Consider the following 23,015-nt stretch of genomic DNA (forward strand, 5'->3'; position numbering starts at 1 on the left):
CACCGCCGGTTCGAGACGATGCTATTGGCATGCGCGAAGTGGCTCGTACACCTGCTTTTCCGCGCCGGATCTGCTAGTCGCGACAGACGCCCTCGGCGTCAGATGAACCAGCCGTTCAGGAATCCGGTCCCCAGCAGCACCTGCCCCCAGCCGAGGACCAGCGCGACCACGGGCCACCCGTATCCCCCGCCGTCACCGCGCGCCGCGATCAGCCCGATGATGCCGAGCACGCCACCGAGGGCGCCTGCCGCGATCGAGATCGGCAGGGCGATGAACAGCATCCATCCCCAGAGCGGATCCACGGTGTACCCGAGGATGAACACGACACCGACCGGGAGGATGCCGATGCCCGCGAGGATCGTCGCGGCGATTCCCCACCCGCGGCCGCGGCGCCGGGGCCGGTCGGCGGGCTCACTCGTCATGGCGCGAGCCTAGCGTCCCCCCGCCCGAGGCTACGGGCGCGACCGAGGTCAGCGGACCATGCGGGCTTCCGTGATAGCGGGAGCCGTCGGGTCGACCTTCTCCATACCGTCGAAGGCGAAGCCGTTCCGAAGGTAGAAGGCGATCGCTCGTGGATTCTGCTTGGCGACCCACAGAGTCGCGGGTGCTGTCCCGAGCGCCGAGTCCAGGAGCGCCTGGCCCACCCCCGTGCCGTGATGAGCAGCGGAGACATAGATCGCGTAGAGGTGGGTGTCACGCCCGGGCTTCTCGCCACCGTCGGCAGAGCTCGGGCCCGCGAGAGCGAATCCCGCGAGCTGAGCGCCATGCTCCGCGACGCGCACCGTGACGGTGGGCGCGGGGTCGTTGAGGATCTGATTCCACATCCGATGTCGCGAGGTGACGTGTTCTGCGTCGAAGAACCCAGCCGGCAGGAGGTGCGCGTACGCCTCTTGCCAGGTGGCGACATGGAGTTCGGCGAGCAGCGCTGCCTCCTCGGCGGCGGGCTCCCGGATCACGAAGCTCATGTACCCCACCCTGGCAGGGATCCTCGCCGTCGTGGCAGGGCGCACGGCGGCTCGGTAGGCTGAGCGGCATGGCAGATTCCTCGTTCGACATCGTCAGCAAGATCGATCGCCAGGAGGCCGACAACGCGCTGAACCAGGCCCGCAAGGAGGTCGAGCAGCGCTACGACTTCAAGGGCACCGACGCCTCCATCGAGTGGTCGGGCGAGTCGATCCTCATCAAGGCGAACTCCGAAGAGCGCGCCAAGGCCGTGCTCGACGTCTTCCAGACGAAGCTCATCAAGCGGGGCATCTCGCTCAAGAGCCTCGACTCGGGCGAGCCCACCGCTTCCGGCCGCGAGTACCGCATCGTCTCGACGCTGAAGGAGGGCATCTCGTCGGAGGATGCCAAGAAGATCAGCAAGATGATCCGCGACGAGGGCCCGAAGTCGGTCAAGTCGCAGATCCAGGGCGATGAGCTGCGCGTGCAGTCGAAGTCGCGCGACGACCTGCAGGAAGTGCAGCGGATGCTGAAGGCCGCCGACCTCGACGTCGACCTCCAGTTCGTCAACTACCGGTAAGACTACCTTCTGACCTGGGCTTTTCCGTCAGCTGTCCGCGGATTGTCCGCCGGAGCGAGAACCGAGGCCATGAAGTCCGCCGCAGCGGCCCGCGTCTTGTCCTCCGCAGACGGCCACAAGTGGCTGTAGACGTTCAGGGTGATCGACGGCTGAGAGTGACCCAGCGCTCGCTGCACGGTGACCACATCGCACCCTGCCGCAATGAGGCTCGAGGCGTACGTGTGCCGGAGCGCGTGCAACGTCACATCTTCGGGTAGACCCGCCGCCTTGCGGATCCGCCGCCACTCCTCACCCGCGTTGTTCCGATGCCACGTCTGACCCAGCGGCGTGCGGAGGAGCAGGGCATCCGGGGACGATGAGCGGTCGACTAACGAGAGAGCGCTCATAAGCTCATCGGGCGCGAACACGTCACGCTCCGAACCAGCCTTCGGAGGAACGATCTTCGCCGTCTTGTGACTAGAACCCTGCACCTGCTGGCGGACGCCGATCGTGCGACGAAGGAAGTTCACGTCCTTCACCCGCAGCTCCTACAGGCACTCAAGGAAAGCGTCGCGGGCCTCATCGCGGCGGGCGGTTTGTCGGGGCGTGACATGCCGGCAAATGCCCGCCTGCTAATGGAGATCAGCCGAGACCTTGAGGTGCTTGAAGCCCGCCAGGAAGCTGATGACGAAACCGGCGTCGTCGAAGACGCCCCGTTCAACCCGGAGGACATATGACCAGCGACAAGTCCCTGACAGAGACAGTCCGAGGGATTCTCGACCAACTGGATGTGCCAGAGGGCCGCATGCGTGCCGTCGTGATCGAGCTTGCGGCGTTGACCGACGAACCGGACGCCCCCGGACACATGGCCGCAGCGTCGGCCGGCGTAGAAGCCACGCTCAGGTATCTGCGCGAGGCGTACGAGGTGACCTCGCCGCTGCAAGACCAGCTCGACATCCTGCGAGGCGAACGACACGTTCGGGAGCTTCGCGAAAAGGGCGAGCTGTAGGTCGCTCAGGTCCACTCAACCCCCGCAAACACAGAGAGAGGCCAGCTAATGGCAGATTACGAGATTGTCGCTTGGGAGAAGGGCACTGGGCTCCTCAGGCGCATGACGCTAGAACAGTTGAAAGCGGAGCTGGACGCGCTCGAGAGCGGGAGTGCCATGCGGTCGGCTCCTTCCGAAGACGTTCGGTTGTCCGACCTGCCCGACGAGATGCCAGGGAAAGAGGGGCTCATCGCTCAATACGGGCCTGACTACATCGTTCAGACGCTCCCGTCCGACTTCCCTGCACCGGACCCGAACAACCCGGACGCGCCAATCGAACACCAGGGCCTCAAGTACGCCTTGGTTAACGAGAACGGACATCCGATGAGCTAGCGGGCCCTAAGATCCGCCGATGAATAGGGCACCGTCGGAGAGGCGCCTCCGCTGTGGAGGATGGTAGTGGAGACGCCCCTCCGACGGTCAGATCTGAACGGCGGAACGCACTATTTCGAAGGCGATCCAGTCTTCATCCTTGCTGCTGAGCCGCCAACCGGTGGCCGGCTCGCTCCCCCAGGCCGTCGCGACCGAGACGCCGCCCGCCTTTGCGATCGCAACGACATCGATGTCCTGGCCGTCGCTCTCGAGCAGCCTGGTCTTGACGCTTTCGTCGACTCGATCCCACCAAGCGGGCTTCGTCGCGTCCTCGATGATCGTCCCATCATCCTTGACCGCGGCAATGACCGACCCGGCGCCCCGCGAGACCGAGTCGGAAGGGTCATCGAACACGAGTGCCGGCGCGTTCCGCCTCACTGCAGCAGCGAGCGCTTCGCGGGCGCTTTGGTACGTGCCAGTCCGGTGTGGCCTGCCGTCTTCTGTGACCGAGTCGATGTGAAACCCCATGAAGATGACCCTAGGTCGCACGACGGGACACCGCGTTGCGCCACACGACCGTGTTGAGCTCCCCGGCATCACTCATCCAGTACACGACGATCACTCGATCGTTCCACCCGTGCGCGACGGCGGGCAGCCGTTCTGCGGGCTTGTGTGGCCACGACACCCACGCCCACACGGGCGGCCGCCTCTCCGCCCATTGAAGCGGTTGCGGACCGTACGCCTGCATCGGGATTGTGCAGGGCGGTATGCGCATGATCGTCTGCCGCGACAGCTCTGCAGCTCGCCGGTCGATCGCGTCCGCATAACGCTTGTTAGTCCCCACCTGGCCGAGTTCCCCATCCTCCGGCCGAGAGACTGCCATCTCTACGTCGCGAAGAGAGCGGAGAGCTATCTGAGCACGTCGGCGCTACCACGAGGCTGGCGGCGCGACCTCACCGTCAAATCCCTTCGCGTCTACTGTTGACCCGACGTTGGTCATCGGACACATCGACCTCAGGCGCAAGAGCAACTCTCGCCTCGTGCGAGGTGAGCGGTCGCCGTAGCGCGCGTCGCTTCGAGTAGGCGAGCAGCATTTCCAGCAAGATTTCCTCTGCGAGCGCGCCTACCGCGTTTGTGACGCTGGCCTCGTCCGGGGCTTGAAACTGCCAGTCCCCCTGAGCTAGGGCATGACTTACTGTGGCGCCTTTGGGGATGGGATTGCGCCCCCTACCTCGTGCGCCCCACAAGACTACGAGTGTGAGCTTCTTGCGATCTACGAAAGTCGCCCAGTCGTAGGGGGGAAACTGCTGTGGATGTGCCAAGATGGCGCGGAACAGACGAGCCTTCTCCACCTCAGCAGTTCTGCCATGCTCCTGCGGGTACCGGTCGTCCAGCCACCGCAGGAACGGGCCATTGTCGGAGAAGTTGGTTTGGAATACGGCACTGTTGCGAGCGACGACTCCTGACAGTTTTGACACAGCCGAATATAAGTCGTTGAAGAATGCTTCCGTTGCTCGAAAGAGTTCCATCTGCTGCGCGTTGCTGACTGCAACGCCCGGATCATCGCGCCTTGACCACACGTACGCGTTGCGGACGTCGTCAACGGCGTCTCGGGACCGGATCAGACCGCGGAACCCCTCGATGAATGTCTGAAAGGCCAACGCTTCGAATCTATTCGCGGGCATTTCGGAGAACGCTTCCTCCCAGCCATCGACACTGTGTTGGTTGATGAAACGTGTGATAAATAGTGCAGGCACCCGAGGCCCTCCGTGTTTGTACAGTCCAAGCGCGTCACGCCGCCGAGGCCCAAACTAGCGCCTTCGATGATGCCCGAGCGGGCAGGTCTGCGCCAAACTCGTCTCCCACATGCCGTCTCGGATGCGGTCAGGGGTGGAAACGCCGACGGGCACGCGAGGGCGAGCTTCTAGACGTCACTCACATCGGGCGTCCGCTGCGCAGCTTCCAGCGTCGCCCCAATACGGTCTGCCAGCGTCGCCGCAGTCCTCGTTCGCCTCGACCTCAACTCCGGAACAGCCTCGGCGGCGAGCATCGCCAGCTCCCTGTACTGGCCTCGCAGCCTCCGATACTCCTGCCCCAAAGACGGGCGCGTACCACCGACCCACTCGAGCAGAACAGCGTGCCGGCCCTGACTTCGCTCAAATGCCTTTCGCGCTACCTCCTCCTTCTCCTCAGGAGTGATCCATTTGAGCTCGGTCCGGCCATTAGCGATCTCTTTCTCGATGAGCGCCTCGACGCTGGGCCGGACCTCCTGGTCCTCGCTCGCAACCATACGCAGAAACCGAAGAGGATCCTTCTGCGCTAGAGACATCGCAACCCGCTTTGCCACGGGCCAGGGCAGCAACCACCCGTCGGCATCACGAAACGTGTCGGCATGCCCGAGCAGCTCAGAGACGCTGATGCCACTCAAGGTTGAAAGCCGCCCGGGATCGTCCACCTCGAGCGTCCCCCCAGGCTTGTACCCCAAGAATGCCACCTCTGTCGGAATGGCTTCCAGGAACACATCTTGAGCGGCTTCCCGCTCATCCGCATTGAACGGATGATGCACCGCACGGGACCAACGGGCGAGTGAATCGACGTAGGCGTCTCGCTCGCTCCACGGAACCCGGCACCGCTTTATCGGCGACCAGGCTGCGCGTGCGTTCATGTCCAGATCGAGATGCTGCACCTTTACCCGCTGCGGATCACCCTCCGCCACCTCCAGCAGCTCCACCCGCCGCCAGCGGCGCTTCTCGACGTGCCACCACAACCACTCCTCGCCGACGTCGGCGTGCGTGGGGTGGCGCTCAGGGACGCGCTCCCCCACTTCCGGCGCTCGTCTTTCGATCTCGTCGCTCCTACCCATGAGGACAGCGTGCCTGTGCCCCACCGTGGGAACCAAGCCAGTCCGCCCAGAGTCCGCCAGAGATTCGATCCTGTCCAATCACACCCAGTCAAGCGCAACCGGTTAGGCGCAGGTCAGAAGGAGTTTCCTATCGTGCCCAGTCACCAACAGCCGACAGGATGCAGTTCGTCAACTACCGGTAAGGCTCGGCGCCGACAGACCCCACCAGCACCGCAGCTCAGCGGCGCGGGGCCGTCGACGCTCGCGGGATGAGGGTCGGTAGCGCGCGCACGATCTGCGGCGTCGCGGGATCGGTCGCTAGCAGGATGTCGAGAGCCGACGAGGCGATCTGGTCGAATGGCGTCCGCACCGACGTCAGCGGCACGGGCAGGCGTGACACGAGCGGGATGTCATTGTACCCGACGATCGAGAGGTCCTTCCCCGTCTCGAGCCCCAGGGATCGCGCGACGCTGAGCACTCCGATCGCGAGATTGTCGTTGGCCGCGAAGATCGCCGTGGGGCGAGAGGTACCGCCCAGGAGCGTCTCGGCGGCCTCCATCCCGTGGTCGAGGCCGTAGCCGACCGCCATCACCCGCTCCTCGGGCAGGTCGACGCCGGCTTCAGCGAGAGCGCGGTTCGCGCCGCTGCGCCGGTCGCGTCCGCTCGAGGTGAACCAGGGGCCCGTGACGACAGCGATGTCGCGATGTCCGAGGTCGAGCAGGTGCCGCATCGCGAGATAGCCGCCGGTCTCGTCGTCGCCGAGCGAGGCGGGGCTGACCCCGTCGGTCCGCAGCGCGAGCACGTGAGGGATGCCGCGCTCGCGCAGCGACGCCGGAAGCGAGTCGTCGATGCGCGCGGTCGCGAGGACGAGCCCGTCGACGTTCCGGTCGAGCAAGGTCTCGGTCGCGCGGCGCTCCTCGTCACCGTCGTCGCCGCACGTCGCGACGACGGCGAAGTAGCCCCGCTGCCGCGCGGCCCGCTCGACCGCCTCGAACATGAGCGCCATGACCGCGTCGGTGAGTCTGGGCACGAGCACGCCGATGGTGCCCGTGGCGCCACGTCGGAGCCCCGAGGCGAACACGTTGCGGCGATAGCCGAGCTCTTCGGCGATTGCGCGAACGCGTTCGGCCGTCGCCGACCGGGAGGGCGGAGTGCGATCGTCCAGGATGCGGCTCACGGTCGAGATGCTGACACCCGAGGCCGTCGCCACGTCTTTGAGCGTCACGACGTGTCTGATGTTCCGGTCGCCCTCGGCCATGTCCTGCCTCCCTCGCCGAGCCTACCCGTGACACGCACGGCGGCGAGAACCTTCCCGAGAACGTTCCCGAATCGCTTGACATCGATGGCGAGCGGGTCCAAACTGCAAACGTTCCCGCAAACGTTATTGGTTTCGGGATCAGCCAACCGGCACCTCCCGATCTCGACGACGAGACCTCACCCAAGGAGACGACATGGTCCTCGACCTCCGCGGACTCAACCCCGCCCCCGTCACCCCGTTCACCGTCGACGGCGACGTCGACTACGCAGCCATCTCGCGGCTCGGCTCGTGGCTCGGCTCGATCGAGGGGGTGAAGAGCCTGGTCGTGCTCGGCCACGCCGGCGAGGGAACATTCCTCACCGAGAAGGAGCAGCTCGACGTCATCCGGGCCTTCCGCGACTCCGTCGAAGACCGGCTGCCGATCATCGCCGGCATCACGAAGGAGGGCAACGCCACCGCCGCGCTCGAGGCGAAGGATGCCGCGGCCGCCGGAGCGCGCGGCGCTCTGGTCTACCCCTCGCACGGCTGGCTGCGCTTCGGATTCCAGCCCGGCGCGCCGCAGACGCGATACCGCGCGATCTGGGAGGAGTCGGGGCTCGAGGAGATCCTCTTCCAGTACCCCGACAACACCAAGGCCTCGTACGACCTCGACACCCAGCTCGAGATCGCAGGCCAGGAGGGCGTGAACCACACTAAGAACGGCGTCCGGAACATGCGTCGGTGGTACACCGAGATCCCGGCACTGCGCGCGGCGTACCCTGACCTGCAGATCCTGTCGTGCCACGACGAGTACCTCCTGCCGACGATGTTCGACGTCGACGGCCTGCTCGTCGGCTACGGGAACATTGCGCCCGAGCTGCTGGTCGACCTGATCGCCGCGGGCAAGGCACGCGACTACGCCGCTGCCCACGCCATTCACGAGCGCCTGCTCCCGGTGACGAAGGCCGTCTACCACCGCGGCTCGCACATGGAGGGCACCGTCGCCCTGAAGTGGGGCCTGGTCAACCGTGGCATCCTGGACCACGCGACGGTCCGGGAGCCGCTGCTGCCCCTCCCCGCCGGCGCAGACGCCGAGATCGCCGCGGCCTTCGCCTCGGCCGAGCTCGGCAGCGTCACCGTTCCCGCGTAAACCACCACGGGCGGCCGGACCCCGCATCCGGCCGCCCTCCCTCCACCCCGTTCCGCTCCCCGACGCGTCGCAGCGCCGGCTCGAAGTCAATGACGACTGCGCGGCATCCCGCCGCCCTCCGAAGGAGTCTCCATGAGCGACCGCATCACCTCACGTCCCCCCGCCACTCCCGCGTCCGGCCACGGCCGGATCTCGACCGAGACGGTGCGGAGCATCGTCGGCAAGAACCCCGTGCGACGAACGTTCTGGCGTCGCCTCGCCCTGATCGGCCCCGCATTCGTGGCGGGAGCCTGGCAGTTCGGTCCGGGAAACCTCACCACCGCGATGAACGCGGGAGCAGGATACGGCTACGCCCTGATCTGGGTGATCATCGTGTCGACGCTGCTGATGGTCTTCTTGACCGACATGAGCGTGCGGCTCGGCATCCGAACGCCCGTCTCGCTCATCTCCTCCATCAAGGACAGCCTCGGCCGGTGGACCGGCGTCGCAGCCGGCATCGGCGTCTTCCTCATCGCCCTCTGTTTCTCGGTGGGGAACGCCGTCGGATCGGGAGTGGGGCTCGCGATGCTGATCCCGGGCAGCTCGCCCGTCATGTGGACGGTGATCTGCACGGTCGCTGTCGCGACCATCCTGCTCATGAAGGGCATCTACGGCATCGTCGAAAAGGCCTTGATCGTCATCGTCGCGATCATGGCGTTCTGCTTCATCGTGTCGGCGTTCGTGTCGAACCCCGACTGGGCCGCCGCCGGCCTCGGGCTGATTCCCGTCGTCCCCGACGGAGCCTGGTTGCTCATCATCGGGCTCGTAGGGACCAACTTCTCCATCAACGCCGCTTTCTTCGCGTCGTACGGGACCAAGGCCCGGGCAAGGTCCGAATCGGAGTACCGCGACATCACGATCGTCGACACGATTCCCGGCATCGTCGCCCCGGGCATCATGACCGCCCTCGTCATCGTCGTGTCCGCGTCCGTGCTGTTCGACACGGGCACCCCGGCTCCCGGAGCCTTCGTCGGTCTCGCGCGCATCTTCGAGCCGGTTGCAGGACCGGTAGGCACCTGGATCTTCGCGCTCGGCTTCTTCGGTTCGGCGTTCTCGTCGATGATCCCCAACTGCATCGCCGGCGGCACCCTGCTCTCCGACGCCCTCGGACGCGGGGCATCGGCTGAAACCATCACCGCTCGGCTGGGCAGCGCGTTCATCCTCGCCTTCGGCATCGCGATCACCGTCGCGTTCGCCGGGTCGTCGCCGATCGAGCTGATCGTGCTCGCTCAGGCCCTCACGGTGCTGTTCGCTCCCCTCCTGGCCGCTCTCATCATCGTGATGGCCAACAACCGGGCACTGATGGGCCCGCTTCGAAACCGCTGGTGGCAGAACGGGCTGGGTGTCGTCGGCTTCGTCTCGGTGCTCGCCCTCTCGATCCGATTGCTCATCAGCATCGTCGCGGGCTGAGCACTCACCGGTCGAGGCCGCTGACGAACGACACCAGTCGGTCAGCGGCCTCGGCGCGTGCGGGCGCAGCCGAGAGGAAGACATCGTGCAGGGCGCCGTCGATGCGGGCGATCGTGACGGTGGCGGCGATGCGGGTGGCCGCGCGCGCGATGTCGTCGACGACGAGCACGGAGTCGGCCGAGGTCATCGTGTCGTTCCACCGCAGCGGCGAGGTCGACCGCGCCGAGAGCAGCACGAGAGCCGGGGCGCCGACGTCGACCCCGGCCGCGACACGCGCGTGCCCCGCGATGACGGCGGCGAGCCATGCCGGATGCGTCGGGAAACCCTGCTCGGGTCGCCAGCCGTCGGGCGCGTCGGGAAGGCTGCCGACCTCGCGCTGAGCCCGCGTGTAGAACCCGAGATCGACCACGGGATGGGCGCCACGCGGGTCGAAACGGGCCCGGACCTCGACGAGCGGCGCGACCGCCTGCCGCCCGAGGGGGCCGAGCTGCAGCTCGAGCCAGGGGCTGTTCAGCGCCACGGCCGCAGCGCGTCCCGGGTGACGCGCTGCCCACAGGGTGAGCGTCAGTCCGCCGGTGCTGTGCCCGAGAAGCACGAGCCGCCGGCCCTGACGCGCGGTGTCCATCACAGTGAGCGCGGCCTCGATGTCGTCGTCGTACACGTCGAGCGAGGTGACGTAGCCGCGCGCCTGACCGGGACGGATGCTGCGCCCGTACTTCCGCAGGTCGAGCGCGTGGAACCGCGCGCCGCGGTCGGTGAACAAGCGGGCGAGATCGGTCTGGAAGAAGTAGTCCGACCAGCCGTGGACGTACAGCACGTCGATGTCACGCCACGCTCCGAAGAGGCGGAGGCCCGGATGCGGCATCGCCCGCACGAGCGTCGCGACGACCTCACCCTCGTCATCGGAGCCGAGCGGAAGCGTCGTCTGCTCGAAGCCGGGGCCCAGCAGGTCGGGGCCCCACGTCACGTCATCCGCCCGCATGTCCCCACCCTAGGTCGTGGACATCGACGGATGCCGAGCGTCAGGCGGCGGAACTCTGCTGCGCACCTGAGCCCGAGCCTGCACCGGAGCCGGTGCGACGGGCCTCGCGCTCCTGGGCGCGCTGGAGCGCGCGCTTGCGCTGCTCGCGGGCGTCGTCCTCGAGCTTCGCCGCACGCTGCTCGTCGCGCGTGAGGTTCTCGCCCGTCTCGGGGTCGAACACGTGCAGCGAGTCGGGTGAGAACCACAGCGTCGCCGGATCGCCCGCGCGGATGTTGCTGAGCGAGTCGAGCGCCACGACGAGCTCGGTGCGCAGCCCCTCCCCGTCGAGATCGCGGTCGAGTTCGGCGAGCTTCTCGCGGACCGATTCCTCCACGTCGAACGGGATGTAGGCGTACAGCACCTCGCCGAGCCACTCGGTCATCTCGACGTCGACCTCGGCGCGCACACCACCCTCGAGCGGACGGTCCGAGGTCTCGGCATCCTCGAATGCATCGGGACGCACGCCGACGATGACGAGCTCGCGGTCCCCGATCGCGCGGCGCAGCCGGTCATCGAGCGGAACGTCGAACATCGGCAGCTTGAGGGTGTCACCCTCGACCGTGCCGTGCAGGAAGTTCATCGGCGGCGACCCGATGAAGCCGGCGACGAAGAGGTTGACCGGCTGCTCGTACAGGCCGCGCGGGCTGGCCACCTGCTGCAGCTCTCCGCGGCGCAGAACCGCCACCCGGTCGCCGAGCGTCATGGCCTCCGTCTGATCGTGGGTGACGTAGACCGTCGTCGTGCCGAGCGAGCGCTGCAAGCGCGCGATCTCGGTGCGCATCTGCCCGCGCAGCTTGGCGTCGAGGTTCGACAGCGGCTCGTCGAAGAGGAACGCCCGGGCGTTGCGGACGATCGCGCGCCCCATCGCCACCCGCTGACGCTGACCGCCGGAGAGGTTGGCGGGCTTGCGGTCGAGGTGCTCGTCGAGCTCGAGCAGGCTCGACGCGCGCCGGACCCGCTCGTCGATCTCGTCGTCGGGCACGTTGCTCGACTTCAACCGCATCGGAAAGGCGATGTTCTCGTAGACCGTGAGGTGCGGGTACAGCGCGTAGTTCTGGAACACCATCGCGAGATCGCGGTCCTTGGGCGCCTTGTCGTTCACGACGTCGCCGTCGATGAGCATCTCGCCGCTGGTGATGTCCTCGAGCCCCACGATCATCCGCAGGAGCGTCGACTTGCCGCATCCGGAGGGCCCGACGAGGATGACGAACTCGCCGTCGGCGATGTCGAGGTCGACGCCCTTGACCGCCGTGAAGCCGTCGTCGTACGTCTTCACGATGTTCTTCAGCGTGATGGAGGCCATGACGTTCCCTTCGAGGTCGACGCGGCGGCGGAGATGCTGGAGGTCATCCCTTGACCGCGCCCTGCGTGAGGCCGGAGACGATCCGGCGCTGGAAGATGACGACGACCACAACGATCGGGATCGTCACGATGATGGCTGCTGCCGAGATCGCGCCGGTGGGCTGCTCGAACTGCGACGCTCCGGTGAAGAACGACAGGGCGGCGGGCACGGGACGCGCGCCGCTGGTCGAGGTGAGCGAGATGCCGTAGACGAAGTCGTTCCAGGCGATGAAGAACGCGATGATCGCGGTCGTGAAGACACCCGGTGCCGCGAGCGGCACGACGGTCTTGCGGAAGGCCTCGAACGGCGTGGCACCGTCGACCTGCGCCGCCTGCTCCAGCTCCCAGGGGATCTGACGGAAGAAGGCCGCGAGGGTCCAGATCGCGATCGGCAGCGTGAGCGAGAGGTAGGGGATGATGAGGCCGAGCCAGGTGTCGTAGAGGCCGATGACCCGCCACAGGTTGAACAGCGGCGTCACGATCGACACGATCGGGAACACCGAGACCGCGAGTGCCGTGACGAGGATGATGCGCTTGCCGCGGAACTCCAGTCGGGCGATCGCGTAGGCGCACAGCGTCGCGAGCACGACGGCGACGAAGGTCGCGATGAGCGAGATCCCCACGGAGTTGCGCAGGGCGGGCAGGAAGAGGTCCTGCGCTCCCCCGCCGGGCGCGAGGATCTCGGTGTAGTTCTCGAGCGTCCATTCCTGCGGGAGCAGAGTGCCCGAGAACAGACCCGACGGAGTCTTGAACGAGGTCATGAGGATCGAGAAGACGGGGAAGAGCGACCACACGAGCACCGCGATCATGATCGCGGCCCATCCGATCCGCTGCGGCCAGGTGAGCGTGCGCATCAGGAGTTCCGTCCCGTCGCCAGGTCGACCTTGAAGCCCTTGATGAAGATCGCGGCGATGATCAGGACGCTGAGGAACAGCAGCACCGAGATCGCCGAGCCGAGCCCGATCTCGAGGCGCCCGATCGAGGTGTTGTACGCGAGCAGCGACAGCGCCTCGGTGTCGTTGGCACCGCCGGTCATGATGTAGATGTTGTCGAAGATGCGGAACGCCTCGAGCGTGCGGAAGAGCACCGCGACCATGATCGCGGCCTTCATGTTCGGCAGGATGACGCGACGCATGACCTCCCATCCGGTGGCCCCGTCGACCTTCGCGGCCTCCTCCAGATCGCCGGGCACCTGGGCGAGGCCCGACAGCAGCAGCAGCGAGATGAACGGCGTCGTCTTCCACACCTCGGAGAAGATGATCACCACGAGGGAGGTGCCTTGCTCGGCGAACCAGTTGAGCTCGGGGTCGAACCCCGGGATCCAGCTCAGCCAGTTGTTGACGTACCCGCCCGAGTTGATGTCGAACGCGTAGAACCAGGCGAAGGCCGCCACGACCGTGATGATGCCGTAAGGCACGAGGATCGCGGTCCGCGCCAGACCGCGGAGCTTCTTGATCGCCCGGTGCATCACGAGCGCGAGGAGGAAGCCGAGAATCAGCTCGAACAGCACGGTCACGACCGTGATGAAGAGGGTGACCCCCATCGACCGCCAGAACGCGGGGTCGCTGAGGACCACCCGGTAGTTCTCGAAGAGGACGAAAGACCGCTCGTCGGGGGCGGTGAGCCGCAGGCTGAACAGCGAGTCGAACAGCGCCTGCCCGATGGGATACATCGTGACCAGCAGCATGATGACGAACGCCGGGCCCGCCAGCATCCAGCCGAGTCGCCCCTCCGCACGCGCCCGAGCGGAGCGCCGGGGCCGCGCCGCCGCACTCTCCCGCGTGCTCACAGCAGACGCTCCCCGCGCAGGACGGCGAGGATGAACTCGCTCGACGTTCTCGGAGTGGTGTCGGGGTCCACCGCTGCCGGCGGGTGCCACGTGCGCTGCAGCCCGATGGAGATCTCGTTGTAGTACGGCGTCTGCGGACGCGGCACACCGAGGTCGAGCGACTCGCGGATGGTGTCGGCCATCGGGAACTCCTCCTGCACGCGAGGGTCGTCGTAGGCGGCGGCGTTGGACGGCGGGTTGCCGTCGGTGACGAAGTACTCCGATTGGTTCTCAGGCTGGACGATGCATTCGACGGCCTGCCAGGCGAGGTCGGGGTTCTTGCTGAACGCACCGACGCCGAGGTTGATGCCGCCCACGGGAGGGGCGGCCGGCTCGTCGGCGTCGACGCGCGGGTAGACGGCCCAGCCCAGGTCATCGGCGATGGCGGGATCGGCACCGGTCATCGCCGGCCACACGAACGGCCAGTTGACCATGAACGAGCCCTGCTCGCCCTGGAACAGGTTCATGTTGGCGTTCTCGTCGGCGGTCGGCAGACCCGGGCCGCCGAGCCCGTCGGCACCGATGCGGTGGATGATCTCCGCCGCGGCCCGGCCCGCCTCGCTGTCGAGTCCGAGCTCGAGCTCGTCGGCGGGCGCCTCGGGGTTCTTCAGGATCTCGCCGCCGGCCGACGCGACGAGAGCGTTGATCCACACCGTCAGCGACTCGGCCAGCGCGCCCTGGACGCCCAGCCGAAGATCCTGCTCTTCGGCGACGCCGATGATGTCGTCCCAGGTGACCGGCTGCGACATGTCGAGACCGGCGGCGTCGACCACCGACTGCCGATACCAGAGCAGCTGCGTGTTGGCCCAGAACGGCACGGTCACCAGCTCGCCATCCCAGCTTGCCGAGTCGACCGCACCCTGGACGATGCCTTCGGTGTCCTGCAGGTCGCCCGGGACCTCGTCGAGGAAGCCGGGCTCGGCGAGCTCGGGGATGAACGGCGGGTCGAGGCTCATGATGTCGAGCGAGGTGTCGCCGGCCGCCAGACGCCGGGCGAGCTGTTCGCGCTGCGAGGCCGCGTCACGCGGTAGCAGCGATGTCTCGATGCGATAGGCGCCGTCCGCGGCATCCGTGCAGGCCGCGGCGATCCGCGCTTGCCCGCCGTCGTCGGGGTTGATGTACCAGGTGAGCGTGGGCACGCCGTCATCGGGGGCGCAGGCGCCGAGCGTCGCTGCGAGTGCGACCACCGATGCGGCTGCCAGGACCCGGGTCGTGCGCATCGGGCCTCCTCGTTCCGTATCGTCGCGCCCCGGCGCGCTCACGGCACCGGGCGTGCACCCATCATGGCGTCGGAGGAACGCCGCGACCACGGGTTGCCCAACCCGATGCGCTGTAGTACGTCGAGCGGGCGAGGCGAACGGTCAGTCCGCGGCGACCGGGCTCTCGATCTCGGCGGGGTCGTCACCCGCGAACGCGTGCGATTTCGTCTCGAGGAACGCGCAGAGGGTCGACACCATCGCGAGCTCGGTCGACAGGGCGAGCGCCCCACCCGCGCCCAGACGCAGCTCGGTCTCGCGCGCCTCGAACGTGATGCGCCACGTGTTGCCGCCGGGAACGTCGGGCTCGATGTAGGTCACGGTCTGGGCGTTCATCATGGTGATCGCGACGAGTCCGGTGTCGCGGCCGAGGCTGCCGTCCTGCGGAATGACCTTCACCGCGAGCGGGTATCCGAACCGCTGGAACTCCTCGATCCACGCGTCGAGGGTCTGCTTGCTCCGGAAGGTCATCGCCCGGCCTCTTCGCCGCGCGAGATGCTGACCATCTCGTCGCGGTCGACGACCTTCACGCGCGCGCGTTCGGCCGGGGCGCCGAGCGCGATCTCGTGCTCGTCGAGCCGGTGCCAGCCGTCGAGGTCGGTCCAGGCGACGCCACGCTCGGTCAGCAGGTCGAGGACGCCCTGCTCGGACGGGTCGGCCGGCTGCCACCACGATCCCTGGTCGTTGATGACGTGGCGCACGGTCTCCATCGCGTCGGACTTGGTGTGACCGATGAGACCGACGGGTCCGCGCTTGATCCACCCCGTCGCGTACACGCCCGGCACCCGCTCGTTCGAGTCCTCGTGCAGCACCTGACCCTCGTGGTTCGGGATGACGCCGTGCGTCGCATCGAACGGCACGCCCGGCAGCGGCGACCCGAAGTAGCCGACCGCGCGGTAGAGCCCCTGGAGTGCGACCTCGCGCAGCTCGCCGGTGCCTTCGACGCCGCCCTGGCCATCGGGACGCGTCCGCTCGTAGACGAGCGCGGCGACACGGCCGTCGGCGTCCTTCTTGACCTCGACGGGCTTGGCGTAGAAGTGCAGGTGCAGGCGGCGCGAGGCCTCTCCCCCGAGGCCGTTCGCACCCGGGCGCTGGCGCCAGGACTGCAGCACGCGGTCGATGACCATCACCTGCTTGTTCGACGCGATCGCCGCCTTCGAGGCCTCGTCGTAGTCGAAGTCCTCGTCGTAGACGACCAGGTCGACGTCGCGCAGGTCGCCGAGCTCGCGCAGCTCGAGCGGGGTGAACTTCACCTGCGCCGGTCCGCGACGCCCGAAGATGTGGACATCGGTCACCGCCGACGAGCGCAGCCCCTCGTAGACGTTGTCGGGGATCTCCGTCACGAGAAGGTCGTCGGCGTGCTTGGCGAGCAGGCGGGCCACGTCGAGCGCGACGTTGCCGTTGCCGATGACGCCGACGGATGCGGCATCCAGCGGCCATTCGCGCGGGAAGTCGGGGTGACCGTCGTACCAGCTGACGAAGTCGGCCGCGCCGTATGAGCCGTCGGCGTCGATGCCGGGGATGTCGAGTGCTGCGTCGCGCACCGCCCCCGTGGCGAAGATGACGGCGTTGTAGTGGTGCTTGAGGTCGTCGAGGGTGAGGTCCTCGCCGAAGCGCACGTTGCCGAACAGCCGGATGTCGCCGCTGTCGATGACATCACGGAGGGCGTTGATGATGCCCTTGATGCGGGGGTGATCGGGCGCGACGCCGTACCGGACGAGCCCATAGGGGGCGGGCAGGTGATCGAACAGGTCGATCGAGACGTCGAACTTGCGCTCGGCCTTCAGCAGCAGATCCGCGGCGTAGATGCCGGCGGGACCGGCTCCGACGATGGCCAGCCTCAGCTTGGTCATGGGTGTTCCTCGTTCCTGGTCGCACCCGAGCGCGGGCGCAGCGGGGTCTGTGTCAGCTGGCGCGGTCGACGACGACCTCGGCGAACCGGGTCAATGCGTCGCGCACGGCGCCGGAGGGAAGCGGCGCGAGGGCCGCGACGGCGTCATCGGCCCACTTCTCGGCGAGCCGGCGCGTCTCGGCCGTGACGGCGTGATCGCGCAGCCGGGCGAGCGGCTCGTCGAGGATCGCGGGGTCGGCGCCTTCGGCGATCTCGGCCACGCCGCGGTCGATCGTGGCGGCGAGCTCACGCGAGGCTTCGTCGTCGGCGCGGGTCAGCAGCAGGTACGGCATCGTCGGCACGCCAGCGCGCAGGTCGGTGCCCGGCACCTTGCCCGTCGCCTCGGGGTCGGCCGACAGGTCGATGACGTCGTCGAGCAGCTGGAAGGCCACGCCGGCCTTCTCGCCGAACGCGAGCAGCGGCTCGGCGAGCTCTTCCGGTCCGCCCGAGAAGAGCACACCCACCTGAGCTGCGGCGGCGATGAGCGAACCGGTCTTGTCGGCCAGCACCTGGATGTAGAACTCGACCGGATCGTCGCCGGGCTGGGCGCCGATCGTCTCGTGCATCTGACCGAGCACGAGACGCTCGAACGTGTCGGCCTGCACGCGGATCGCCCGCTCGCCGATGCGGGCCATGAGCTGGCTCGCGCGCGAGAAGAGCAGGTCACCGGTCAGGATCGCGACGTTATTGCCCCACACCTCGTGCGCACTGGGGACGCCGCGTCGCTTGTCGGCGCCGTCCATGACATCGTCGTGATAGAGCGAACCGAGGTGGGTCAGCTCGAGCGCCGCAGCTCCGGCGATGACGTCCTCGGTCGCACCGTCGCCGAGCTGGGCGGTCAGTAGCGCCAGCATGGGCCGCAGCCGCTTGCCGCCCGCTTCGTAGAGGTAGCGCGTCTTGGCGTCGACGAGAGCGTCGCTGACGGTGAGCTCATCGCCGAGGCGCGTCTCTACGCGCTCGAGCCCGGCTTCGACGGTCGCGAGCAGCTTGCGGGTGCGGGGTCCGGCGAAGATCCGCTCGGTCATCCCGAGGTGCTTCGCCAGCCGCGGCGCGGATGGGCTCGATGTCACCTCTCCAGCCTACCGGCCGGGCGGCGGCGCCGATCCGCGCGAGCCGGTTCAGCCGGCGGGCTTGACAGCGCGATGCAGCGCGACGATGCCGAACGACAGATCGCGGTGGGCGACCTCGTCCCAGCCGGCTTCGCGGATCCACCCGGAAAGGGTGCGCTGGTCGGGCCAGTCGCGGATGGACTCGTTGAGGTAGTCGTAGGCCTCGGCGTTGGAGCTCACCACGCGCGCGACGAGCGGCAGCACCCGGTCGTTGTAGAAGCGGTAGAGCCCTGCGAACGCGCGGGACGGGGGCTGCGAGAACTCGCTGATGAGCAGACGTCCGCCGGGCTTGGCGACGCGCAGCATCTCGGCGAGCGCCTTCTTCGGCTCGTTGACGTTGCGGAGCCCGAACGAGATGGTGACGACGTCGAACTCGGCATCCCCGAACGGCAGGTTCGTGGCATCCGCTTCGACGAACGACAGATTCGGGATGCCGCCGCCCGGCGCCTGCGGTCCGTAGCGACGGACGCCCTCGGCGATCATGCCCGGCGAGAAGTCCGCGGCGACCACCTCGGCGCCGCTGCGCGCGAGCGAGACGGAGCTCGCACCCGTTCCGGCGGCGAGATCGAGGATGCGCTCCTCCGGCTTCGGGTCGATCGCGCGCGTGGCCGCGATCCGCCAGAGGCGGTCCTGTCCGAGGCTGAGGACGTCGTTGGTGCGGTCGTATGCGCCGGCCACCTGGTCGAACATGCCGCTGACGCGCGACGGGTCCTTGCCGAGGTCGGCGCGGTTGGGCTCGCTGGTCACGCCCTCGAGTCTAGGCGCGGCCGTGACCGTCCAGCCCCGCTCCGCGACGTCCCACTTCGGCCGGGTCTGGGCCGGGGTTTCCCGGCCGAAGTGGGACCTCGGCGAGTGGGACGGGAGTCAGGGGGCCGAGGGGGCGGGGAGGGATGCCAGGATGCCGAGCCAGTGGTCGGCCGTGGGCGCGTCGAAGGGCGGGCGGTGCGCGGTGACCGCCGCCTCGAGGTCGACAGCGAGAGCCTCGAGCTCGGCGACGATCTCCCGCGGGTACCCGTAGGCCACGCGATGCTCCTCCCACTCGTCGCGGTCGTCGATCCAGATACCGCGGGTGGCGGAGTCGACGACATCCAGGTCCATGTCGATCGCGGTGGGCTCGCCGCCCTCGTCCCAGCGGGCGTCCCAGGCGATGTCGATGTAGACGCGGGTGGGATGAGGCGGCGCGTTCATCGTCAGCACCCACTCTCCGACAGGCGGAAGGAGCATGACGCAGGGGTGCGTCGCGACGAAGTCGCGTCCGGGCCGGTTGCTGCCGTCGCCCGGCCGCTGGCCGAACCAGTCGCCGTGCTCGTCGCTGCCGAGATAGATGCAGGCGTGCACCCAGTGGGTGCCGCCGTTCCACTTGCGCCAGCGGAAGATCACCGGGGTTCCCGGTACGGGGCGGAGCATCACGCGCCGAGTCTAGGCTGGTCGGGTGAACGATTCTGCGCCCGCCGCCCGGCTGCGCGTGGTCACTCGCGAGATCGAGGCACCCGACGAGCTGCTGGTGTTCGCCGACCCGCAGAACCCCACGGTGTGGTCGCGACGCGGCGACATCCTCGTGGCGCGCGGCACCGCCGCGGCCTTCGGTCCGGCCGACGCGAACCCCGGTCCGCGCGAAGCGGCCGACTGGTGGCGCAGAACGGTCGCCACCGCCGAGATCGACGACGCGGTCGGATTGCCCGGATCGGGCCTCGTCGCCTTCGGCGCCTTGCCGTTCGATCCCCGCCCCGACGACCGCGCCGACGCGACGACCCCGGCGCTGCACTTCGCGGTGCCTCGGGCCGTCGTGGGCCGCCGCGGATCGCGCGCGTGGGTGACCGCGATCACCGCCGACGGCTCGGATCCCGTCGCATCCCTCCTCGCCGCGACCGGGTTCGGCCCGCACTGGTCGGCGACGACCGGCCCCGGAGCGCTGCCTCCCGGCGGCTACCAGGAGATCGTGCGCGCGGGCGTCGACGCGATCCTCCAGGGCGACCTCCAGAAGGTCGTCCTCGCTCGCGATCTCGCCGGCACCGTTCCCGCGGACGCCGACCTGCGGCGGCTCGTCCGCGCGCTGTCGTCGGCGTACCCCGACACGTGGGCATTCGCCGTCGACGGCCTCATCGGAGCGAGTCCCGAGACCCTCGTGACGGTGTCGGGCGGAACCGTCACCGCGCGCGTCCTCGCCGGGACGATCGCGCGCGGAGCAGACGCCGACGCCGACACCGCGGCATCGCTGCACCTGGCCACCAGCACGAAGGATCTCGACGAGCACGGCTACGCGGTGCGCAGCGTCCTCGAGGCGCTTCGCCCGTCGACCTCGTCGCTCGTCGCCGGCGAACAGCCGTTCATGCTGAAGCTGCCCAACGTCTGGCACCTGGCGACCGACGTCGAGGGCGAGCTCGCCGGGGATGCCTCAGCCCTCGACCTCGTCGCGGTGCTGCACCCCACGGCGGCCGTCGCCGGCACACCGACCCCCAACGCGCTCGACGAGATCCGCCGCCTCGAACCCTTCAGCCGCGGACGCTACGCCGGTCCCGTCGGCTGGATCGACGCGAACGGCGACGGGGAGTGGGCCATCGCGCTGCGATGCGCGCAGTTCCGTCCCGGAGAACGCACCGACGACGGCGCCTCGATGCCCTTCACCGCCTACGCCGGGGCGGGCATCGTGGGCGCGAGCGACCCGGAATCGGAAATGCTCGAGACGCGGGTGAAGTTCCGCCCGATCATCGACGCGCTCGCCTGAGCGGGCGATCGTGCGCCGCTCGCGGCTCAGCGGTACTCAGCGCACCAGCGGGACTTCGATCAGCTGGCGCCCGCCGACGGGCGAGGTCAGCGCCTGATCGAGCGCCGAGCGCGTCGTGATGCGCCGGTACTCCCACCCGTAGGCGAGCGCGAGCTGCTCGAGGCGTGCCTCGTGGGGGGTGAACAGCACCCGGTCAGCAGCCTCCGGCGGCGCGGTTCCGGCGACCTCGAGCCCATCGAAGATCGTTCCGCCGCCGTCGTTGCCGACGATGACCTGGATCCGCGGTTCGTCCTCGGCGCCGGGGAGCAGCAGCGCGCCGACGTCGTGCAGCAGAGACAGGTCGCCGGTGAGCACCCGGGTCACGCCGGCCCGCGCGTCGTCCTGGCTCGCGACCGCGATGCCCACCCCGGTCGCGACGATGCCGTCGATGCCCGCGAGCCCGCGATTGGCGTGCACCGGCACTTTCTTGCCCCCGAGCACGGTGTCGGCCACCCGGACGAGCCTCGACGAGGCGAACAGGAGACGATCGTGCGGCCAGCTGGCCCGCCAGACCGCGTCGACGAGCGACTCGCGGTCGAGCGGCGCCTTGAGCACGGCCATCTCCGCCGAGATGGCGCCGAGGCGCTCCTGCGGCACCGCCGACGCGAGCCCGTCGACGTCGGGCGCCGCGGGGCTCAGGTCGACCGCCTCGTCACGCGATGCGCGCATCCAGGCGCCGAGCCAGGCGCGGTCGGCTGCCCCGGGCGAAACGGACACCGCGGACACCGCTGTCGTCGTGCCGTTGAGGTTGAGGTCTTCGCCCGGACCACGGACGGCCCACACCTCGACCTCCGGGCGCGACAGCAGCCCGGCCACCTCGCGGCTGAGCGTCGGATGCCCGAACACGACGACCCGCTCGACGGCGTCGGCCAGCTCGGGACGCGAGAGCACCGCTCGGTAGCCGTGGACGAGGTTGCGTCCGAAGCGCGCGCCGCTGACGATCTCCGCGACGAGCGGCCAGCCGCCCACGTGGGCGAGTTCCTCCGCCGCCGGACCGGCATCCGCGCCTGCGACGACGAGCGTGTTCGGACCGCGGGTGAGCTCCACGGGTTCGAGGGGCGTGGGGGGTTCGGCTTGGCCGATCCCGCCGCCGCCCTGATAGTGCGCCCCCGAGACCGTCGACTCGGCGGCCGCGTCCGCGGCGGCGCGGCGGGTATCGGGGGCGAGGGCGGGCTCGCCATCCACGTCGATGAGCCACGGCGGGAGGGCGCCCGACAGGGGGCTCCGGTACGGCAGGTTGAGGTGCACGGGGCCCGCCGGGCGCGACCGGTCGCCGCGAGTCGCGGCGAGAGCCTCGACCGCGAGGGCGGCGACGTCGGCCGACTGCGCCGCGGTCGGGTCGGCGTCGACGTCCTCCGGGGTCGGGGCGTCGGCCTCGAGCCGGACGAAGCCCGAGAACAATCCGGGCTGGCGCGTGGCCTGGTTGGCGCCGATGCCGCGCAGCTCGGGCGGGCGGTCGGCGGTCAGCAGCAGCAGGGGCACCCCCGAGTGGTGCGCCTCGAGAACCGCGGGCATGAGGTTCGCGACCGCCGTTCCCGACGTGCAGACGACGGCTGCCGGCATCCGCGTCTCACGCCCGATGCCGAGCGCGGTGAATCCAGCGACGCGCTCGTCGATGCGGATGTGCAGGCGGATCAGGCCGCGCTGCTCCAGTTCGGCCGCCACGAGCGCGAGCGCCTGCGACCGTGACCCCGGGCTGAGGACGACGTGGCGCACTCCCCCGGCGACCAGGGCGCCGAGAAGCGCCGCCGCGGCGTCGGTCGCGGGAGCCCGATCCGCCGGCGTCGGAGCGTGTTCGGCCCCGCTCATCTCAGGCGCGCGGACCGCGTGAGCCGGCCGGTCCTTCGGCGTCGTCGTCGCTCTGCGACGAGCGCGTGGGCGGGATGTCGCGGGGGTCGTCGGCCTCGGCGTCGAGGGCGGCGAGCTCCTCCTCGAGACGGCGGATGCGCTCGTCCTGGTCGCGGACCGTTCCGAGACTGCCCAGGAACTCGGGATCGTCATCCGGCGCACGGCGCACCGGAGCACTGGCTCGGCGCGCACGTCCGACGACGAACCACAGGATGCCGCCCAGCACGGGCAGCAGGACGACGATGAGGATCCACACCGGCTTGCTGACGCCGCGGTGCCGCGTGGCGTCCTGGAGCGCGCAGTCGACGATGCTGTACACCCAGAAGGCGAGTGCCAGCAGCACACCGATGAGCAGGAGCCGCGCCATCCTCCCATCCTAGGCGTCCGGCGGGGTGCTCGGCCCGGACGTAGAATGGCC

At 68.8% G+C, this 23,015-nt stretch carries 26 protein-coding genes; 7 read left to right on the top strand and 19 right to left on the bottom strand.

The genetic code is table 11. The annotated features are described in order from the left end of the window. Positions 1–98: 98 nt before the first annotated feature. Entirely contained in the window at positions 99–422 is a 324-nt protein-coding gene (locus C3481_RS05565; RefSeq protein WP_023952154.1) for a hypothetical protein, read from the bottom strand. Positions 423–470: 48 nt separating this feature from the next. After that, positions 471–965 carry a GNAT family N-acetyltransferase gene (locus C3481_RS05570; RefSeq protein ID WP_181021886.1) on the bottom strand — a complete coding sequence of 165 codons (495 nt, stop codon included), beginning with the start codon at positions 963–965 and terminating at the stop codon, positions 471–473. Positions 966–1,033: 68 nt separating this feature from the next. On the opposite strand from C3481_RS05570, the gene C3481_RS05575 reads away from it, so the two are divergent. Continuing rightward, positions 1,034–1,522 (top strand): YajQ family cyclic di-GMP-binding protein, encoded by a 489-nt coding sequence (locus tag C3481_RS05575; protein WP_071918434.1) that lies wholly within the window; start codon positions 1,034–1,036, stop codon positions 1,520–1,522. A gap of 2 nt (positions 1,523–1,524) precedes the next feature. On the opposite strand, the gene C3481_RS05580 is transcribed toward C3481_RS05575, so the two are convergent. Then, positions 1,525–2,040 carry a site-specific integrase gene (locus tag C3481_RS05580; RefSeq protein WP_219817639.1) on the bottom strand — a complete coding sequence of 172 codons (516 nt, stop codon included), beginning with the start codon at positions 2,038–2,040 and terminating at the stop codon, positions 1,525–1,527. Between the two features lie 72 nt (positions 2,041–2,112). Between C3481_RS05580 and C3481_RS16715 the strand changes: the two genes are divergently transcribed. Genes C3481_RS16715 through C3481_RS05590 form a run of 3 tightly spaced genes read left to right on the top strand, consistent with a single transcriptional unit; the run spans position 2,113 to position 2,882 of the window. Then, on the top strand, positions 2,113–2,238 hold the full coding sequence (locus tag C3481_RS16715; protein WP_258039022.1) for a hypothetical protein: 126 nt from the start codon (positions 2,113–2,115) through the stop codon (positions 2,236–2,238). Then, positions 2,235–2,510, top strand: a complete 276-nt coding sequence (locus tag C3481_RS05585) for a hypothetical protein (protein ID WP_103841120.1) — start codon at positions 2,235–2,237, stop codon at positions 2,508–2,510. Before C3481_RS16715 ends, C3481_RS05585 begins: the two co-directional genes overlap by 4 nt. Positions 2,511–2,558: 48 nt before the next feature. Further along, entirely contained in the window at positions 2,559–2,882 is a 324-nt protein-coding gene (locus C3481_RS05590) for a hypothetical protein (RefSeq protein WP_103841122.1), read from the top strand. A gap of 87 nt (positions 2,883–2,969) precedes the next feature. Here the strand turns inward: C3481_RS05590 and C3481_RS05595 are convergent, their stop codons facing one another. The 4 genes from C3481_RS05595 to C3481_RS05610 all read right to left on the bottom strand — a co-directional run bounded on the left by C3481_RS05595 (position 2,970) and on the right by C3481_RS05610 (position 6,961). Beyond that, positions 2,970–3,389: a hypothetical protein gene (locus C3481_RS05595; protein WP_146053623.1), complete on the bottom strand. Its 420-nt coding sequence runs from the start codon at positions 3,387–3,389 to the stop codon at positions 2,970–2,972. A gap of 431 nt (positions 3,390–3,820) precedes the next feature. Further along, positions 3,821–4,618, bottom strand: coding sequence for a hypothetical protein (locus C3481_RS16410; protein ID WP_146053624.1), 798 nt, complete (start codon positions 4,616–4,618; stop codon positions 3,821–3,823). 167 nt (positions 4,619–4,785) lie between these two features. After that, positions 4,786–5,724: a hypothetical protein gene (locus tag C3481_RS05605; RefSeq protein ID WP_146053625.1), complete on the bottom strand. Its 939-nt coding sequence runs from the start codon at positions 5,722–5,724 to the stop codon at positions 4,786–4,788. 217 nt (positions 5,725–5,941) lie between these two features. After that, positions 5,942–6,961: a LacI family DNA-binding transcriptional regulator gene (locus tag C3481_RS05610; RefSeq protein ID WP_023952165.1), complete on the bottom strand. Its 1,020-nt coding sequence runs from the start codon at positions 6,959–6,961 to the stop codon at positions 5,942–5,944. 193 nt (positions 6,962–7,154) lie between these two features. Between C3481_RS05610 and C3481_RS05615 the strand changes: the two genes are divergently transcribed. Together C3481_RS05615 and C3481_RS05620 are read left to right on the top strand one after the other, a co-directional pair. Further along, the gene (locus C3481_RS05615) at positions 7,155–8,090 is read left to right on the top strand and encodes a dihydrodipicolinate synthase family protein (RefSeq protein ID WP_023952166.1); all 936 of its coding nucleotides are present in this window, start codon (positions 7,155–7,157) and stop codon (positions 8,088–8,090) included. 132 nt (positions 8,091–8,222) lie between these two features. Further along, positions 8,223–9,539 (top strand): Nramp family divalent metal transporter, encoded by a 1,317-nt coding sequence (locus C3481_RS05620; RefSeq protein WP_103841128.1) that lies wholly within the window; start codon positions 8,223–8,225, stop codon positions 9,537–9,539. A 4-nt stretch (positions 9,540–9,543) separates the two neighbouring features. Here C3481_RS05620 and C3481_RS05625 read toward each other — a convergent pair whose 3' ends face one another. From C3481_RS05625 to C3481_RS05670, 10 genes are all read right to left on the bottom strand, one after another. Next, positions 9,544–10,521, bottom strand: coding sequence for an alpha/beta hydrolase (locus tag C3481_RS05625; RefSeq protein WP_103841130.1), 978 nt, complete (start codon positions 10,519–10,521; stop codon positions 9,544–9,546). 40 nt (positions 10,522–10,561) lie between these two features. Beyond that, positions 10,562–11,863, bottom strand: a complete 1,302-nt coding sequence (locus tag C3481_RS05630) for an ABC transporter ATP-binding protein (RefSeq protein WP_103841132.1) — start codon at positions 11,861–11,863, stop codon at positions 10,562–10,564. A 43-nt stretch (positions 11,864–11,906) separates the two neighbouring features. Then, a complete protein-coding gene (locus C3481_RS05635; RefSeq protein WP_103841135.1) occupies positions 11,907–12,755 on the bottom strand; it encodes a carbohydrate ABC transporter permease in 849 nt (282 codons plus the stop codon). Next, on the bottom strand, positions 12,755–13,690 hold the full coding sequence (locus C3481_RS05640; protein WP_036304657.1) for a carbohydrate ABC transporter permease: 936 nt from the start codon (positions 13,688–13,690) through the stop codon (positions 12,755–12,757). The genes C3481_RS05635 and C3481_RS05640 overlap by 1 nt, the downstream gene beginning before the upstream one ends. Continuing rightward, positions 13,687–14,949, bottom strand: a complete 1,263-nt coding sequence (locus tag C3481_RS05645) for an extracellular solute-binding protein (RefSeq protein ID WP_103841137.1) — start codon at positions 14,947–14,949, stop codon at positions 13,687–13,689. Before C3481_RS05645 ends, C3481_RS05640 begins: the two co-directional genes overlap by 4 nt. A gap of 141 nt (positions 14,950–15,090) precedes the next feature. Continuing rightward, entirely contained in the window at positions 15,091–15,456 is a 366-nt protein-coding gene (locus tag C3481_RS05650; RefSeq protein ID WP_023952175.1) for a hypothetical protein, read from the bottom strand. Further along, the gene (locus tag C3481_RS05655; protein ID WP_023952177.1) at positions 15,453–16,838 is read right to left on the bottom strand and encodes an FAD-dependent oxidoreductase; all 1,386 of its coding nucleotides are present in this window, start codon (positions 16,836–16,838) and stop codon (positions 15,453–15,455) included. The genes C3481_RS05650 and C3481_RS05655 overlap by 4 nt, the downstream gene beginning before the upstream one ends. Before the next feature lie 52 nt (positions 16,839–16,890). Further along, the gene (locus C3481_RS05660; protein WP_036304658.1) at positions 16,891–17,946 is read right to left on the bottom strand and encodes a polyprenyl synthetase family protein; all 1,056 of its coding nucleotides are present in this window, start codon (positions 17,944–17,946) and stop codon (positions 16,891–16,893) included. A gap of 48 nt (positions 17,947–17,994) precedes the next feature. Beyond that, positions 17,995–18,732, bottom strand: a complete 738-nt coding sequence (ubiE, locus tag C3481_RS05665; RefSeq protein WP_146053626.1) for a bifunctional demethylmenaquinone methyltransferase/2-methoxy-6-polyprenyl-1,4-benzoquinol methylase UbiE — start codon at positions 18,730–18,732, stop codon at positions 17,995–17,997. Between the two features lie 117 nt (positions 18,733–18,849). Then, positions 18,850–19,392: a DUF402 domain-containing protein gene (locus tag C3481_RS05670; RefSeq protein WP_023952183.1), complete on the bottom strand. Its 543-nt coding sequence runs from the start codon at positions 19,390–19,392 to the stop codon at positions 18,850–18,852. Positions 19,393–19,417: 25 nt separating this feature from the next. On the opposite strand from C3481_RS05670, the gene C3481_RS05675 reads away from it, so the two are divergent. After that, the gene (locus tag C3481_RS05675; protein WP_103841141.1) at positions 19,418–20,710 is read left to right on the top strand and encodes an isochorismate synthase MenF; all 1,293 of its coding nucleotides are present in this window, start codon (positions 19,418–19,420) and stop codon (positions 20,708–20,710) included. A 36-nt stretch (positions 20,711–20,746) separates the two neighbouring features. On the opposite strand, the gene menD is transcribed toward C3481_RS05675, so the two are convergent. Then, positions 20,747–22,558 carry a 2-succinyl-5-enolpyruvyl-6-hydroxy-3-cyclohexene-1-carboxylic-acid synthase gene (gene menD, locus C3481_RS05680; RefSeq protein WP_103841143.1) on the bottom strand — a complete coding sequence of 604 codons (1,812 nt, stop codon included), beginning with the start codon at positions 22,556–22,558 and terminating at the stop codon, positions 20,747–20,749. Between the two features lies 1 nt (position 22,559). Then, positions 22,560–22,964, bottom strand: a complete 405-nt coding sequence (locus C3481_RS05685) for a PLD nuclease N-terminal domain-containing protein (protein WP_023952189.1) — start codon at positions 22,962–22,964, stop codon at positions 22,560–22,562. Positions 22,965–23,015: the final 51 nt, after the last annotated feature.

The organism is Microbacterium sp. Ru50 (genome assembly GCF_002920555.1).
Taxonomy (GTDB): domain Bacteria; phylum Actinomycetota; class Actinomycetes; order Actinomycetales; family Microbacteriaceae; genus Microbacterium; species Microbacterium arborescens.

Bases quoted from the DNA above. Each gene is read 5' to 3' on its own strand.
- C3481_RS05590 (WP_103841122.1), top strand. From the start codon at position 2,559: ATGGCAGATTACGAGATTGTCGCTTGGGAGAAGGGCACTGGGCTCCTC.
- C3481_RS05645 (WP_103841137.1), bottom strand. From the start codon at position 14,949: ATGCGCACGACCCGGGTCCTGGCAGCCGCATCGGTGGTCGCACTCGCA.
- C3481_RS05565 (WP_023952154.1), bottom strand. From the start codon at position 422: ATGACGAGTGAGCCCGCCGACCGGCCCCGGCGCCGCGGCCGCGGGTGG.
- C3481_RS05625 (WP_103841130.1), bottom strand. From the start codon at position 10,521: ATGCGGGCGGATGACGTGACGTGGGGCCCCGACCTGCTGGGCCCCGGC.
- C3481_RS05605 (WP_146053625.1), bottom strand. From the start codon at position 5,724: ATGGGTAGGAGCGACGAGATCGAAAGACGAGCGCCGGAAGTGGGGGAG.
- C3481_RS05570 (WP_181021886.1), bottom strand. From the start codon at position 965: ATGAGCTTCGTGATCCGGGAGCCCGCCGCCGAGGAGGCAGCGCTGCTC.
- C3481_RS05620 (WP_103841128.1), top strand. From the start codon at position 8,223: ATGAGCGACCGCATCACCTCACGTCCCCCCGCCACTCCCGCGTCCGGC.
- C3481_RS05630 (WP_103841132.1), bottom strand. From the start codon at position 11,863: ATGGCCTCCATCACGCTGAAGAACATCGTGAAGACGTACGACGACGGC.
- C3481_RS05650 (WP_023952175.1), bottom strand. From the start codon at position 15,456: ATGACCTTCCGGAGCAAGCAGACCCTCGACGCGTGGATCGAGGAGTTC.
- C3481_RS05615 (WP_023952166.1), top strand. From the start codon at position 7,155: ATGGTCCTCGACCTCCGCGGACTCAACCCCGCCCCCGTCACCCCGTTC.
- C3481_RS05635 (WP_103841135.1), bottom strand. From the start codon at position 12,755: ATGCGCACGCTCACCTGGCCGCAGCGGATCGGATGGGCCGCGATCATG.
- C3481_RS05595 (WP_146053623.1), bottom strand. From the start codon at position 3,389: ATGGGGTTTCACATCGACTCGGTCACAGAAGACGGCAGGCCACACCGG.
- C3481_RS05685 (WP_023952189.1), bottom strand. From the start codon at position 22,964: ATGGCGCGGCTCCTGCTCATCGGTGTGCTGCTGGCACTCGCCTTCTGG.
- C3481_RS05575 (WP_071918434.1), top strand. From the start codon at position 1,034: ATGGCAGATTCCTCGTTCGACATCGTCAGCAAGATCGATCGCCAGGAG.
- C3481_RS16715 (WP_258039022.1), top strand. From the start codon at position 2,113: ATGCCGGCAAATGCCCGCCTGCTAATGGAGATCAGCCGAGACCTTGAG.
- menD (WP_103841143.1), bottom strand. From the start codon at position 22,558: ATGAGCGGGGCCGAACACGCTCCGACGCCGGCGGATCGGGCTCCCGCG.
- C3481_RS05670 (WP_023952183.1), bottom strand. From the start codon at position 19,392: ATGCTCCGCCCCGTACCGGGAACCCCGGTGATCTTCCGCTGGCGCAAG.
- C3481_RS05610 (WP_023952165.1), bottom strand. From the start codon at position 6,961: ATGGCCGAGGGCGACCGGAACATCAGACACGTCGTGACGCTCAAAGAC.
- C3481_RS05585 (WP_103841120.1), top strand. From the start codon at position 2,235: ATGACCAGCGACAAGTCCCTGACAGAGACAGTCCGAGGGATTCTCGAC.
- C3481_RS05655 (WP_023952177.1), bottom strand. From the start codon at position 16,838: ATGACCAAGCTGAGGCTGGCCATCGTCGGAGCCGGTCCCGCCGGCATC.